Annotated in this window: 12 protein-coding genes and 1 pseudogene; 9 read left to right on the top strand and 4 right to left on the bottom strand. The window is 69.2% G+C overall.

All coding sequences use genetic code 11. The features are described from left to right. From FE633_RS43000 to FE633_RS42990, 3 genes are all read left to right on the top strand, one after another. On the top strand, nucleotides 1-348 hold a 348-nt coding region (locus tag FE633_RS43000; protein WP_171060358.1), incomplete at its 5' end, for a restriction system modified-DNA reader domain-containing protein. 313 nt (nucleotides 349-661) lie between these two features. After that, a complete protein-coding gene (locus FE633_RS42995; protein ID WP_138050608.1) occupies nucleotides 662-1,231 on the top strand; it encodes a hypothetical protein in 570 nt (189 codons plus the stop codon). A gap of 137 nt (nucleotides 1,232-1,368) precedes the next feature. After that, nucleotides 1,369-2,340, top strand: a complete 972-nt coding sequence (locus FE633_RS42990; RefSeq protein WP_212747345.1) for a hypothetical protein — start codon at nucleotides 1,369-1,371, stop codon at nucleotides 2,338-2,340. A 168-nt stretch (nucleotides 2,341-2,508) separates the two neighbouring features. Here the strand turns inward: FE633_RS42990 and FE633_RS42985 are convergent, their stop codons facing one another. Together FE633_RS42985 and FE633_RS42980 are read right to left on the bottom strand one after the other, a co-directional pair. Then, nucleotides 2,509-3,090, bottom strand: coding sequence for a hypothetical protein (locus tag FE633_RS42985; protein WP_138050607.1), 582 nt, complete (start codon nucleotides 3,088-3,090; stop codon nucleotides 2,509-2,511). A 19-nt stretch (nucleotides 3,091-3,109) separates the two neighbouring features. After that, a complete protein-coding gene (locus FE633_RS42980; RefSeq protein ID WP_138050606.1) occupies nucleotides 3,110-3,775 on the bottom strand; it encodes a hypothetical protein in 666 nt (221 codons plus the stop codon). 104 nt (nucleotides 3,776-3,879) lie between these two features. Between FE633_RS42980 and FE633_RS42975 the strand changes: the two genes are divergently transcribed. From FE633_RS42975 to FE633_RS42965, 3 genes are all read left to right on the top strand, one after another. Then, entirely contained in the window at nucleotides 3,880-5,436 is a 1,557-nt protein-coding gene (locus FE633_RS42975) for a hypothetical protein (RefSeq protein WP_138050605.1), read from the top strand. 1,856 nt (nucleotides 5,437-7,292) lie between these two features. After that, nucleotides 7,293-9,158, top strand: a complete 1,866-nt coding sequence (locus tag FE633_RS49385; RefSeq protein ID WP_138050604.1) for a DnaB-like helicase C-terminal domain-containing protein — start codon at nucleotides 7,293-7,295, stop codon at nucleotides 9,156-9,158. Next, nucleotides 9,159-9,779, top strand: a complete 621-nt coding sequence (locus FE633_RS42965; protein ID WP_138050603.1) for a hypothetical protein — start codon at nucleotides 9,159-9,161, stop codon at nucleotides 9,777-9,779. A 301-nt stretch (nucleotides 9,780-10,080) separates the two neighbouring features. On the opposite strand, the gene FE633_RS42960 is transcribed toward FE633_RS42965, so the two are convergent. After that, nucleotides 10,081-11,193, bottom strand: a complete 1,113-nt coding sequence (locus FE633_RS42960) for a DUF3800 domain-containing protein (RefSeq protein WP_138050602.1) — start codon at nucleotides 11,191-11,193, stop codon at nucleotides 10,081-10,083. 368 nt (nucleotides 11,194-11,561) lie between these two features. Here FE633_RS42960 and FE633_RS49635 point away from each other — a divergent pair. Together FE633_RS49635 and FE633_RS48980 are read left to right on the top strand one after the other, a co-directional pair. Continuing rightward, nucleotides 11,562-11,729, top strand: a pseudogene (locus tag FE633_RS49635) (SAM-dependent methyltransferase); the annotation flags it as partial. 130 nt (nucleotides 11,730-11,859) lie between these two features. Then, a complete protein-coding gene (locus FE633_RS48980; protein WP_246114093.1) occupies nucleotides 11,860-12,354 on the top strand; it encodes a hypothetical protein in 495 nt (164 codons plus the stop codon). 545 nt (nucleotides 12,355-12,899) lie between these two features. Here the strand turns inward: FE633_RS48980 and FE633_RS42945 are convergent. Then, nucleotides 12,900-13,493: a TetR/AcrR family transcriptional regulator gene (locus FE633_RS42945; protein ID WP_138050601.1), complete on the bottom strand. Its 594-nt coding sequence runs from the start codon at nucleotides 13,491-13,493 to the stop codon at nucleotides 12,900-12,902. Between the two features lie 121 nt (nucleotides 13,494-13,614). On the opposite strand from FE633_RS42945, the gene FE633_RS42940 reads away from it, so the two are divergent. Beyond that, nucleotides 13,615-14,496 carry an oxidoreductase gene (locus FE633_RS42940; protein WP_246114092.1) on the top strand — a complete coding sequence of 294 codons (882 nt, stop codon included), beginning with the start codon at nucleotides 13,615-13,617 and terminating at the stop codon, nucleotides 14,494-14,496. Nucleotides 14,497-14,678 lie beyond the last annotated feature (182 nt).

The raw sequence follows: 14,678 nt of genomic DNA, 5'->3' as shown, positions 1-14,678 counted from the left end.
CAGCCGCCGGCCCGGCCCCGCCAGGCCGCCGCGCAGCGCCGGCCGGCTGCCGGGCGCCGCCGCACCGATGTCGCCCGCATGGTCGCCGCCCAGATCCTCACCGCCGGCACACGGATCGTGCTCACCTACCGCTCCACCGATCACTGGGCCACCATCGACGAAGACGGCGGCATCATCCTCACCGCGACCGGCGGCACCCCCTACGGCCGGGTCGACGAAGCCGGCGCTGTCGCCCGCGGCACCAAAACCTGCCAGGGCATGAACGAATGGCACATCGAAGACGCAACAGGAGTCCGCATCAGCCTGCGCACCCTGCGCGATCGCGCAGTGGCCTCTGGCGCTCTCTAACCCCCCGATCCGGCAGGCGAACCACCCCCGGCCTGCCGCGCAACGCCCCGACCCACTGCTCAACGCACGGCAGCGGGCCCACACCGACGCTCAGGCTCTGTCAGTTGCCATCAGGACCTTCCAACCGCCTGCCGGGCCGGCGCAGACCGCGGGTACCGCCGGCCAGTTCGTGACGGGTCCCTCCCGGCATCATCGAAGCCGGGCTGCAGTTCCCTCCTTACGGGCGGGTAGCAAGTCAACCGCATCACCTGCACGCACCGGTCGCTACCCTCGTGGCAGAACCGACTGGCAGCGACGGGAGCATGGTCTGCAGATGGCTGACACCCACCCGCCCGAGAACGTGAGGACATCCTGGGATGTCCCGGACTTGCCCGGGCAGGTGCTGACCGCCTCCGCGGGCAGTCGCCTGTTCCTGCTCCCGGACACGACCCTTGACGGCGTCGGTATCTACCGGGACGACGCGGCCGGCCTGGTCAAGACGATGCGGCATCAGGGCATGGACATCGACTTCGCCCTGCCGCGGGAAGACAGGCGCTATCTCAGCGAGTACGGGGCCATCGATGTCGTGGCCGTGATCGCCGTGGCCGTCGCGGGCAACCTCAGCACCGACGTCCTCAAGAGCATCGGCCAGCTCGTGTGGCACCGGGCCCGCTCTGCCCTCGGCGGCGGATGCACACCGCAGCAGGTCGACTCCGCACCCGTGACGGTCAAGGCCGCTGAGGTGACACGGAACGGGGATGAGATCGTCATCCGCGGTCTGGAGGTCAGCGGCCGGGCCGCAGACATCGAGGGCCTTCTCCGCAACGCCCTGTCCGCTCAAGACCCCACGGCACTGCCTCCCGCGGCTCCGGATGCCACCGGGGAGGCGGACACCCCCGAATGAGATTCTCCGGATGTCTCATCCGCACTGGCGTGCCCCTGCTCCCGGCCGGAGGGCCAGGCCGCCAGGCGATGATGCGCCAGGAGGGAATCGCGAGTCTGAGACAGTCCATGCGTCTGTACGGGCAGTGCTGTCGCAGCATGTCCCAGACCTGGGGCCTGTCCCTGTCGCAGCTCCCGTCGTGGGAGGCCACCACCGAAGCCATTCACCGGCGAGGACTTCGCACCATGAAGGCGCAGCAGGATTACCTCACGAGAGTGTGGTCTCAGGCCGAGCGCCGGCTGCGGCGAGGCATCAACCGGCTCATGCGTCCCCAGATCACCCTCGCGGGGTCCGTGTCACTGCGGGCCGCCGGAACCGAGCACCGCCAGTATCAGGCGATGGCACGTGCCGTGCCGATGAAGTCCCTTGCACAGGCACACTCCCACCCGTGGCCCGAACTTGAGGACTGGGCACGGACATCGCTGGCCCGGGCTGTCGATGCTTTCAACTTTCTGGAGGACACCGACCTCGCCGAGCTGGCGCATCAGCATGCGCATCACGTCGCTGCCCTGGTCGGAGGCATCTTCGGCTGCGACATCGAGTACAGCGAGGACAGCTACTGGGACACCTGCCCCCTGTCTTTGATGCACCGCAGATCGGGCCTGTCCATCGGCTTCACCGCGATGCGGCTGTGCTCCCTGTGCGGGAAGGACCTCGATGAATGTGAGCACATGCTCGACACCCGGTACCAACTCACCGTCTGCCACACCCCAGAAGGCACCTGCAACGCATGCGGGCGTCGCAGCTGTCCTCATACGGACGGCCAAAGCGTCCTTGCCTACCCGCACCCAGTCATTACCGAGGGGCAGATCCACGAAGTAAGCCTGGTGTCCCGGCCGAGAGACCCCCTGGCCCGATTCACGAAGATCGAAATCGATGGGCAGGATCTCGCACACAGCCTGGGACAGCAGCCGAATGGCCGGGCTCTGCGGTGCTTCCGCTGCCTGCATCCGTGCGAGGGGTTCAGCGGACATGATGAGGCAGGCACAGAGCTTCCGTCCGGGCCCACCCCGGATGAAGTCGACCGAAGCGCAGGCGCAGACATCATGTCGGCCTCACAGCGGAGTTGATCACGATGCTCGTGGCGTATGCGAAATCCAACGCGTGTGCTCTTCCGCCTGGTGTCGTGTGACCAGGAGCAGTTACTGCCGCACAGTTATTCACAGCGATAGTACGGAAGCCACCTGCATTCTTCTCCGCTGCATGACTGAGAGGCAGCAGGCTGAACCTGGCGGCGGTCAGTGCGCAGAGGTGTCTGCGGAGCCGGGGACGGGCCGGTGAAGGGGAGCTGGCTGCCAGTGCACCTCGTCGGTGTCGCGCTGATGGTGCCAGACCGTCAGGGTGCGGCCGGCGACCAGCCGGTCGAGCAGCACTCCGGTCTGCTGGGGGGAGTGCCCGCACAGACGGGCAACGACGGCCATGTCGGCTGCGGGGCCGGCCGCGGTGGTGTGGGCGGCCAGGACCAGAGCGGCCAGGCGGTCTGCGGGTTTTGCCGCTGCAGCAACGAGGAGCGGGGCGGGCTTGAGGGCCCAGTGGGCGGCGCGCCGGCGGGCGCTGCGGCCCGGGGCCTGGTTCAGCGCCGCGTCATCAAGCAGCCGCACCTGCAAAGGCGCTGTCCGGGGATCGGGCAGGTCGAGCCAGCCGTCCTGTGCCAGTTCCTGCCACGCCTCGGTGCGCCGGTGCAGGCGCATGCCGCGCAGCAGGCCGGCCGGCAGCCGGGCGCAGCCGTGTGTGTCGGCGCGCAGGGCGCATTGCAGGGCCAGCAGCCGGGCGGCGGGAGAGGTGATGCAGCCGAGTGTGGAGGCGAGGTGAGTGAGCATCTCCCGTACCCGTTGCGGCTCATCTCCGTGCATGCGCGGCCGGACGGGGGCTGATGCGGCCGGTCGGCGAGGGCTGAGCAGGGTGTCCGGCACGACGGCGGTATGGCTGGTCGCCGCCGCGCAGGCCGCGGGGCCGTGTTCGAGGTCGATGAGGGTGCGCCGGGCCAGACCGCTGCGATCGGCGAACGGCGGTGTGCTCGATGGGGAACAGCGGCGCGTTGTTCAGGTGGTGGCCCAGCCGGAGCAGGATGTTCATGGCGGTGTCGAGGTCCGTGAGCGGCGGCCGCATCTGGAGAGCAGGTACTGGTTCACCGGCTTCCACCGCTTCGAGGACGGATGCGGTGACCTCCGCGACGGTCGGCAGGTCCTCGGGCACGGATTCGAGGTCGGCGGTCATGTCGGTGTGCAGGGCCAGGCGGGCTCGCATGGCCAGCAGATGGGCCATGGCGTTGGCGGGCGGGCCTGCGTCCAGCAGGCGGTCGGTCTTGTCGGCCAGCAGGCGCTGCCAGCCGCAGGCTAGATGCGCCAGGGCGGCCGACCGCGCGGAGGAGACCTCTTCGACTACCTCACCCCCGTACTGGTGGACCACCCGCTCTACCGGGAGGTCCGTGACCTGCTCGATCAGGCAACCGACCGGGTCACCGGCCAGAGTGCACGCGGCGAACGCGCCCAGTCCCGGGGCCACGCCCTGATCTGATCAAGAGCGGCCGCATCCCGCAAGCCCTCCAGGAGATCCACGAAGCCAAGGCCAACTGGCTGCGCGGCGACACCCTCGAGGGCGGCCTGATCATGCTGCTGCTGTGCGCACGCCTCTACAGCGAACTCGGCCTGCCCATTGCCGCCAAGCAGTACGCGCTCGCAGCCGCTACCGCCGCGAAGTCCGCGCACGCCCCGGAGCTCAACCGCTTCGTCCCCCGCGGCATCGTCCTCGCCGCCCAGTACGACCGCCAGGCCGGAAACTGGATCTCCGCCACCCGCCTGTTCTGCATCGGCCTCATGGCGCAGAACGCCTACTGCGACGAGCCGTACAACCACGAACGCTACCCGTACGTCTGGGACATGATGGGCAATCAGGCGCTCACGCTGCGCGCAGCCGACGCGGTGAGACCCGGCTTCGTCCCCCTGCTCCGCACGATCACCGCCTCGGTGGGCATCGACACGCTCATCGACGATCTACTCGCCCCGATTGCCGGCGACCCCACAGCGACTGAAGAGGCGTACACCGAAGAAGCCGATGTCCATGGCATGGGACGGCCCTTCAGCGATGTCGGTCCCACCCGCCGCTATGTCTGGAACGCGCTCGGCGTCGACTGGGAGATCATCTGCCCGAACGAACGGCTGTCGGTGCTGGCCGCGGAACGCTACACCGCAGCACTCCAGGTGTTTCTCGGTGAACTCGCCGTAGGGGACCCGTTGTTCCTGCCCGGCAGCCTGAGCGTCGAGATCCGCGCAGACGCCACCCTGCCCCATGACCAGCCCGCCGTCTGCGCTCAGAGTGCCGACCGGGGCACCAACCGGTGGAGGCTGCGCCTGCCCCAGGCCGCCTCCGCGGACCGGGAAGCAGAGCCGTCCCGCCTGCTCACCGCCGTGGTCAAGGTGGTGCTCTCCCAGTCGCTGCTCTCCGACGAGGCATTCATGGACCTCGTCGAGCAGGCGCTCGCTGGCGGCCTCTGGCACAAGCTGTTCGTCGGCCGCCCCTACGACGAACTGGCCGACTTCCTGAGAGCCGGCGACTACCAGACGATGGCCGCGCTCGCCGACCCGGCCGTCGGAGCAGGCACGCCGCGCGGCCAGGCGAAACCGGCTGCCCTGCCGGCCCGCACCGGGCCTGGGCCCGGCTACGAGCACGAGACAGCCTTCGACACCGTCCGCAACCGCTATGCGGTCATGCTCCCCATCGTGCGCTACACCCTTCCCCGCCTGGCCGCGGACCCCGGCTTCCGGCGTACAGCCACGCAGTTGAGACAGGAAGGGTGGCGCGACTGGCACCTGCTGACTGCCATCGCCAACGCGGTCGGAAACCATCGCGCCCAGCAGCAGGGCCTGCGCCCCTCTCCGGGCGATTCCTCGGAACACCGAGCTCGCATCCTCGCCGCGATGCAGGCCCCCGAACACCCCGACGACCCGCCTGTTCCTGTCCAGGCATTCACCGAACATGCCCTGCGCGCACACCTGTTCGTGGCTGCGGTGAGCACCGCGCGCGGCCTAGGCCTGGCCATCCGCCCTGGCCCGCTCGACCCTCAGGCACTGCTGTCGGTACTCGGCGACCGGTACGGCTACTGGACGGACGACATCGAGCACACGGACCCGTTCGGCTGGCCGGCTACCCAGGGCGACACGATCTGACCCGCCAGTGGAGGTGCGCAGGTACAGCGCAGCGATCACCCCGAGATGCTGGTGCTGTTCTCCAAAGCCGCGGGCGTGTGCTGTCGGCCGCCTCGACGGCGATCCGAGGTCCTCCAGGGGCCATGCCGCACCACCGCGACAGCGCGCGGGATGGCGCGCACTGACGGGTTGTGCTCACCCGTTGCTGACATGAGTGACGAAAGGTCATGTCATTCTCACGCCGACCGTCAGTGAGTGCCTGCGCCGGTCTTGGTCATGCGCGGCCGCCCAAGGCCAGCCCTCGAGCGCGCAGGTCGGCGGGGGCGACCGGGTCTCCAGCGTGTGCTCCTGACGATGAGCCCGAGGACGAGACCGAAAGGCAAACGCAGGCGCCGCCGAGCAGGCCGCTCCTCTGCGCTCAGCTCAAGGCCGTGGCAGAACCCAAGGAGCGGGTTACCTAAGCGCGCCTGACGGCTCCCGAGCTGACGGGCTGCCGTCCTCTGGACACCGTCACCCTCCGGAGCAGGACCGGGCCCCGTGATCACCCGCGACTCCAACCCCGGAGTTACATAATTCCGGGCGAATATTATGTAACGTCAGCTAGGCTGGATGGCAGCGTTACATTTTTGGTGGCGCGGTCGTTTCGCAGAGGCGGCCGCTGCCGAGCTGACTGCCCGACCTTCCCCTCGCAACCCGCTTTCCGCTTCTCCTCTTGGAGTCCCAGGGTGTCCTCCTCGCGTTCATCCCGCACCGCCGGTGAGGCGTCTTCCGGCGCTGCCGTGCCGGACAACCCCGCCCACACTGCCCCGCCTGCAGCCTCGACGGAGCCGTCCGACCAGGCTCCGCGCTGGGCGGGCAACTGGCCCCTGAGTTTCCCGACACCTCCCACCCCGTCCGCAGCGGCCAAGACAGCCTCCGAAGACGCCGGCCGCCGACACGGCGAGGACAGCCAACCCGAGTCAGTTGAGGGCCCGTTGAACGAGCCGAGAACAACCTCCACCGCCCCTGACGCGGAAACACCACACGCCCTGGCGCGCACCGGCCCAGCGACGCTGCACGAGGCCCGCAGCACACTCAAACAGCTGATCAACGCCGCCATCCAAGGGCACCCCACACCCCTGACGCGCGGCCCGCACCATGCACTGCTCACCACCCCCGCCCACGCAACCGAACTGGGCTGGGACCTCACCCAAGCCCCAACCCACAGCTTTGCGGACGCCCGAAAAAAGCTCGGAGATCTGATCCAGTACGGCGCCGAGGGCCACCCCCAGGTGCTGTGCCGCCACAAGACCCCCGTCGCCGTGCTGCTCCCCGCAGCCGCGGACGGCACCCCCACCCCGCCCGCACCTCAAGCCGAGCCCGCACCCGACACAGCAGCTCCGGCTGCAACAGCAGCCCCGGACTCCACCACAACACCCCCTGAGGGCCAGCAAGCAGTCCAGAACCCCCTCCCGACCACAGCAGCAGCCGAAGCCAAGGCCGCCAAAGACCTCGCACCCGCGCCGACAACTACCCCGGCCGAAGCGGTTGCTGCACCCGCCTCACCCACCACCCCAGCCGCACCGGCCACCACCGGCTCGCCAGCTGCTACCGCTCCAACCCCTGCCACCCCGACACCCGGCCCTCCGACACTCCAGCGCCCGGTCGCACCGCCGACCGCCCTCCCCGCACCCTCCTCGGCCCCGCCCGAGCCGGGCCCGCCGGCCCCTGCTCCCGCGACGCCCGGTACCGGCCACGAGACCGCCATCCCGGCCAGCGGCCCACCAGCCATCACTGCGCCGCGCACCCCGCGACGCCTGGCCGCACTCGCGCAAGCCCTGGACACCGTCCTTCCCGCCACCGTCCCCACCGGTGAATCCACCACACCCACGCCCCTGATGGGCTTGTCGACGGGCATCCGCGCCCTGGACGACGTCCTCGGCGGTCTCCAGCCCGGCCGCTTCTATCTCGTTGCCGCCGCCCCGGGCGCCGGATCCAGCCTGATCGCCACTGCCGCCGCACGCACCAGCGCCCTCGACCAGCACCAACCCGTCCTGTACGCCGCCTCCGGACTCACTCGCGCCGACATCGCTGCACGCATCGTCGCCGCGCACCTGCCCGTCGACTATCGCCGCCTGCGAGCCGGCCGCCTTACCCCCACCGAGCAGGACGACACCGCAGCCCTCCACCACCACCTGGCCCAAGCCCCGCTCTACATCGACGATGGCACCGACCTGACTACCGACGCGATCGCCGAGAGCGTCCCAGACCTGCCGGGCCTGGCCCTCGTCGTGGTCGACCGCCTCCAGACCGCCGAGGACCCCCGGCTGCCGCTGTCCGGCCCGGCCCAGATCACCGACGCCGCCCAGGCCCTCGCTCATCTGGCCCGCACGCACGAGCTTCCCGTCCTCGCCGCCGTCGACACCGACGACCCCCAGCTGATCGCCGCGCTCAGCCTCGACATCACCGTCACCCTGGCCCGCGACGCCGACCAGATCCACGCCACCGTCACCGAACGCGACCTCGGCCCACAGGCCACCCTCACCCTCCACGCCGACCTCGCCCACGCACGCATCACCGACCCCACCCACCCCCACGCCAGCGCCGTCACCCCCGCCCCAGCACCACAGACACCCTCGGCAGTGACTCCGCAGACGCCTCTTCAAGCCCCCACCAGCCCATCCCCGGACCCCACGCCCCCCCAGCCGGCCCCGACGGCCCACACGGCCGCCCCACGCAAGCCATCGCCCCGCCGCACCACAGCCCCACCCCCGCCCCAAGGCGGCTACGCAAACCGGGACTACAGCTACTTCACCGGCATGATCACCCGCGCCGTCGACGAAGCCCTCCACGACCACGACGGCGACATCACCACCGCAACCGAAGCCCTGGTGAAAAAGGCCGTACCGAACGCAATGGCCCTGTTCGAGGCGACCCGCGTCGGCGGAAATTACGAGCACACCGTCTACCCGGAAACCCTCGAATTCCTCCGGAAGAAAACCAAGGACGGCGCCGACGAAATCTGGGAAGGCCGCCACAACTGGACCAACACCCACCTCACGGACGCCCTCCAAAACGGCACCCACCCCCCGATCACCGTCAACGCCCTCGACACCAACGCCAGCTTCCTGTCCGCCTTCAAGACTCACCTGCCCATCGGCGCCCTGATCCACGACCCCCACGGCGGCTTCGACCCCAAGCGCTCCGGCATCTACCGCCTCCCCACCCGCCCCACCTGGCACCACCCCGACCTGCCCGACCCGATCGGCAACCGCCGCGAAGACGGCCCCGTCCTCCTCGACGACGCCACCATCCGCCTCCTCATCCGCTGCGCCCGCCTCGGCCTGTGCGAGGCCCCGCACATCACCGAATGCTGGACCTCCGGCACCAGCGAAGGCCTCCTGGAAAAATTCCGCCGCGTCCTGACCGAGGCCCGCACCAACGCCCTCGAAACCGACGACACGGTAACCGTCGAATACATCAAAGCCATGTATTCGAAATTCACGTCCACCATCGGAGAATCAAGCGTCAACCGCGACATCCGCCGACCCGACTGGATGCATATCATCCGCTCCCAGGCATTCGCCAACCTCTGGTATAAATCCCACCGGGCCCACAGCAACGGCCTGACCGTCGTCCGCGTCCGCGGCACCGACGAACTCCACGTTGCCGGCGACTGGCGCACCGTCTTCACCGAAGGCCGCCTCACCACCCAGATGAAACAAAAAGACCAGTACCCCCTGCCGAGGAAGAGCGCCCGATAGATGTCGACCGACGGATGGAAAAACTTCGGCAACTACGGCGCGGACCGCGACCCCGGAAACGTCCACGGCAAAATCGCCCTCGCCCGCGCCCTCGAAGACGCCCTCGAACGCATGATCATCGACGGCGGAATCAAATCCCCCGTCGACACCCGCCGCGGCCTGAAAGCCCGCATGCGCTACCTCACCACCACCAAAGGCGGCCCCCAAGCCCTGGCCGACGCCGGCATCCACGCCAGCCCCACAACGATCCGCGCCTGGACCCGCGGCACCCAGCGCCCACGCCCCGCCAACCTCGAAGCGATCGACACCGCTTACTGGAACCTTCGCGCCCACAACGTGCTCGCCAACCCCGGTGCCCTCAAGCAGCACCTCAACCGAGGCGGCCGCGGCACCCGCATCGAGATCCACCCCGTCAACCAGGCCGCCGTCGACGAGCCACGCCGCCGCGACAACCTGAGGATCCAGCACCGGCAGGTCCGCTACATCTGGGACGACGCCGTCGACGCCCTCGTCGCCAGCGACCTGAACACCATGGAAGACCTCTGGGACGACATCATCGCCGAACTCGACTCCGACTGGGGCGCCTACACCTACGTCTCCTACATCGGCATCGGCGCCTGACACGACCGCCTGCAGCCTGCCTGACCGGCTCAAGACGGCGTCCAGCGGCCCAAAGACTCCCGGGCTCTGCGCCCGGGTGCGGTTGCCGGCTCCTCCGCCGGAAGAGAGCCATTCCCGGCACGAGCGGTTGGCCGGCCGCCCGGCGCCCCCGCAGTTGGCCTGACCGGCCGCCTCCCATCCAGGCCAGGCCGCATGCAGAGCGGATACCACCCACCTCGTCGCCGAGCCCCCGCCCGGCTGGGGCTCGGCCCGCACTGTGCCCCAGGCCGACGACCCCGATGCCGGGCGGCCGGATGCCGGTTCAACGGCGTACGGGCCGCTCCTTGACCGATCGGAGCTGAGCGGCGGGGTCGTCGTAGGGGAGCAGGGAACTCTGCTCGACGAAGGACGTGATGACGGGCCACAGGCCCTCGCCCACGTCGGAGGGGTTGCCTTCGTGACGTTCGGTGACGGCTGCTGCCGCACCGGCCAGGAGGTCGGCGAGCTGGATGGAGGGGTGGTCGACAGAGTCGCCGCGGACGACGGCGGCGACATCGGCACCGCGTTCCCGTGTCAGCAGGGTCATGCCGACAGGAGCGCAGGCGTACTCTCGCACGGTCCGCAGGGCGTCGTCGGTGAGCATCTGCTGTTCATCGGTGAGGACACTGACACGGCCGACACGGCGGTCCCACCGGCGGGCCGTCTGGGCAACTGCGGGGATGAGCATCTCTAACTGCGGAAATACCGGGTCGGCCGGGTCCTTGTGGAAGGTGGCGGCGTAGTCGCGAGTCCCGCGCAGCCGGGCCAACAGTGCGGTGACCGCTTTCCTCGTCGAGGCCGCCCACGCCTGGTCGAGGGCGGCCACGAACACGCCGAGCGCCTCGTCCTGCCGGCTCGTGCCGCGCCGGGAGGCCAGCGTCACGAACGCGGACATCAGCTCCTGGAACAGGGTGCCACGCAGAGCCCGCGGTCCTTCGAGCGCGAGCGTGCGCGCCAGAGCACGGGCCTTTCCGTCGGCGTACAGGTTCCCTCCTTCGTCGTGCTCCTTCTCTTCCAGCAGCAGGTCGATCACTTTCGCTGCTGCCGCGTACTCCTTGTCGACCACGTACACCGAGCACCTGTCGTGGAGCGCACCGCCGGGCTCCCATAGGTGCTGCAGCAGCGACCACCGGTTGGTGCGGTTCTTGAACAGGTCGAATTTCAGTTCCTTGGCCTGCCGGATTCCGGCCTGGTCCCGCAGCTGCTGTATGAGCGCGGCTGCTTCGACGTCATCGACGGCGACGGAGGCGTAGACCATGAACCGGCGCTGGCGGCCGACGAGTTGCTCACCGTCCCAGCCGGACTCGTCGCAGGCGATCCACCGCCCACGGTCCTCACCGTCTGTGGTGGCCTCGGGCTGGTTCAGCTGGGTGTACTTCTCTCCGGTCAGCGGCACGACGGCATTCTCCCTGCCGCCCGGAACCTGCCCGCACCGGGATCGAGGCGGGCAGGCCGTGGGACGATGGCCCGCAGGCCGCGCCCGTCGGTGAACAGGGCCCGGCCGTGGTCAAGCAGGAGGCAGGCATGCCGAGTTCACGCGACAGGCGCGCCGGGAATAGCTGATACTGGCGCGGTGCCCGGCCGTACGGAGACGAAGGTAGCCGCCCGGGCCAACCGCGCCTACACACACCGCGCGATGCGGTACCTGGCGCGGCAGAGCGTGCGTAGTTCATCGACGTGGGCGCGGGACTGCCCGCGGCCCCGTATCTGCACGAGGTAGGCGGTCGCGCCCGACGCCGCGGTCGTCTATGTCGACGATGACCGATCGTCCTCGTCTACGCCGACGAACTGCTGCACGGCAGCGCGGAGGGAACGGTCCGCTGTGTGGAGGCCGACGCGCGGGGGCCGGAGGAGGTGCTGGCCGTAGTCGAGCGGACCGGGACCGTTGACTTCGGCCGGCCGGTGGCCCTGTGCCTGCACGACCTGCTGCCCTTCATCCCGTGCATCACGTACAGGAAGCCGATCATGGCGAGTATCCGTACCACACTGCGCGCCGCGGCGATCTCAAGGCGCCAAGGAAGTCATGGCTCATTGTCAGTGCCAGGCTCGATAATCCGGAGTCATGGTCAACGAGTTAGAGGGGCCGGCGGCTCGCCAGCGCGTCACCGCAGCGTACGCAGCTCACGAGTGGGCTCCGCACCCAGACGTCGACTTCGAAGATTTGAGAGCGGCGAAGAGGCTGGCGTGGGCAGAGCTGGAACGCGCAGGCGCGCCATTGGACGCTCCCGGAGGGCGTCTCTACCTGCTCGGCTTTGTGGGCCCTGGTCCCGATCTGAAACTGGGCATGATCACGCGGAAGCCCAGCAGTCCGGACAACTCCGTGTTGAAGTACCTGAAGAGCCACGAGCGCAGGGCCAACGCCTACAGATGCTTCCTGGTACGCGGATGGATCTCGCGGCCGGTCAAGGCCATGGTGCGTGACTGGGAGGAGAAGGCTCTCAATGCCGTTGGGGCGCTCGACGGTACGTTCCGCGACGGCGAGTATTTCTATGACGTGGACTTCGATGCGGCCGTCGCGGCAGCGCAAGCCGCACGTAGGAACTCGCTTGCGCACTGAGTACATACGCTACCGGGCACACTCTGGGGCCAAGTCTGGCGATACCGTGGAAGCACATGCCAGGAAGCCCCCGATGAGCGAGCAGCCGGCCCCCATGCCCGACTGCCAGCCCCTCGATGAGCATGCCGCCGCGTCCGTCCGGGCGTACGCGGCCACCAGCGCGCGAAGGTCGACGTCCTCGCCTCCGTGCTGGAGGAGATCGCGGAGAACGGCTACCCAGCCGCAGAGTCGGGCGTGTCGTGGGAGGAAGCCCAGGACGCCCACTTGGAATGCCTCGCCGGCGAGCAGCCCCGTGTCGCCTGAGCACGCGCCACGCCGGCTCCACGGCGAGAGACCCACCGCCTGGACCGCGCGATCGTCGCGATCAGCGTCAACCTGATGGTCTGCAGGGGAGTGCCCGTTGTCCTTAGTGGTCGCGTTTTGAAGTCCTTCGGGGCTTGACCCCGTGGGGATACTGTGCGTGAAGCGTTGGTCAGAGGGGTTCTCGCCGCCCGGTGCCGGCTCTCCTGCACCTACCGACTGCCGGGGCGGCTGTCCGCGTGTCTCTATTCCGGCGCGCATCCGCGCAGGATGGACACGATCACGTCGTCCAGTCCGTGCTCGGCCACTTCAGGCGGGAGCATGCCGCTTACCGCGAGGCTGGCGTATCCGTGCAGTGCGGCGAAGACCGGCAGGCCGACTCGTTCTACCGGCCCCTGCCGCACCTCTCCTCGGCGTTGGCCCTCACCGATCAGTTCGACGATCTGCCCGGCCCAGCGGCTGGCGGCCACACCCAACGCGTCCGACGCCTCCGGGCTGTGCTTGGCCGAAAACATCAGGTCGAGCAGCGCGGCGTTGTCCACGGCGAAGCCCACATAGGCCCGGGCCAAGGCATCCAGCTGCTTGGCGAACGACCCGCCGGCCTCTTTCTGTGACGCCGTGATGGCCCCGGCGACCCGCTCGAAGCCAGTCAGCGCCAGTGAGTCCAGCAGGGCCTGCTTGGTCTTGAAGTGGCGGCTGGGTGCGGCGGGGCTTACCCCGATGTCGCGGGCCAGTTCCCGCAGGGACAGTGCGTCCGGCCCCTTCTCTCGCAGGGTCTGCTCGGCACGTGTGAGCAGTGCGGCGCGGAGGTCTCCGTGGTGGTAGGGGCGGTTCGTCATGACCTCAGTTTATCCGGATGTGAGCAACGCCCACATTGTTGGCGTTGCATACATTGTTATCACCGCATACATTGGGGTCGTGAAGAAGACCACGAACACCCGGCCCTGGAACGCAACCGACATGCCCGACCAGACCGGCCGCACCGCCGTCGTGACCGGCGCCAACAGCGGGGTCGGCCTCGCTACCGTCGAGGCGCTGGCCGGAGCGGGCGCCCACGTCGTCCTCGCCGTGCGAGATGTGCGGCGCGGCGAGGCAGCGGCCGCAACTGTGCGCGGGAGCGTGGAGGTGCGCCGCCTCGACCTGGCAGACCTCTCCTGCGTGCACGCGTTCGCCGCCGGCTGGCAGGGCGACTTGGACCTGCTCGTCAACAGCGCCGGCGTGATGAACCTCCCCGAGGCCACCACCAAGGATGGTTTCGAGATGCAGCTCGGCACCAACCACCTCGGCCACTTCGCCCTGACCAACCTGCTGCTGCCGCGCATCACCGACCGCGTGGTGACCGTGTCCTCCGCCGCCCACAAGGCCCCCGGCAGCCCCCGCATCCATTTCGACAACCTCAACCTGACCGGCGAGTACGACCCCATGAAGGCATACAGCCAGTCCAAGCTGGCCAACCTGCTGTTCACTCTGGAACTCCAGCGACGGCTCACCGCGGCGGGCTCGCCAGTTCGCGCCATGGCCGCGCACCCCGGCTGGGCCGCCACCAACCTCCAGAGCAACGACGCCAACCCCCTACGGCGCCTGTTCCTGCGCCTGGGCAACAAGTTCGTCGCCCAGGACAGTCACGCCGGTGCGCTCAACTCCCTGTATGCCGCCGTCCAGGACCTGCCCGGCGGAAGCTTCGTCGGCCCCGACGGCAGGGCCGAGATGCGTGGCACCCCGAGCCTGGTCGGCCGCTCGGCGGCGGGCAGCGACCCGGCCACCGCCCGGCGCCTGTGGACCGTCTCCGAGGAACTGACCGGCGTCACCTTCCCCGAACTGGCCGCGACAGTTCAATCCTGAGGTTTCCGGCCCGGTGCTACCCCCAACCAGCTGAACTCGTGGGGGCGGCAACCTGCGACGGAACGGGCGGACGTGCTCGGCGGTATGCAGGCTCGGCCAGCCACGCCTTCGGCCACCGTTCCACCGCACCCTGCATGCAACAGCGCATCCGCCTGGAGCCCGGCCGCTGCACTGCCGGAACC

This window comes from Streptomyces montanus, from assembly GCF_005786655.1.
Lineage (GTDB): Bacteria > Actinomycetota > Actinomycetes > Streptomycetales > Streptomycetaceae > Streptomyces > Streptomyces sporangiiformans.
The sequence above is the reverse complement of the archived record's forward strand: the minus strand, read 5'-3'. Positions and strand labels throughout refer to the sequence as shown.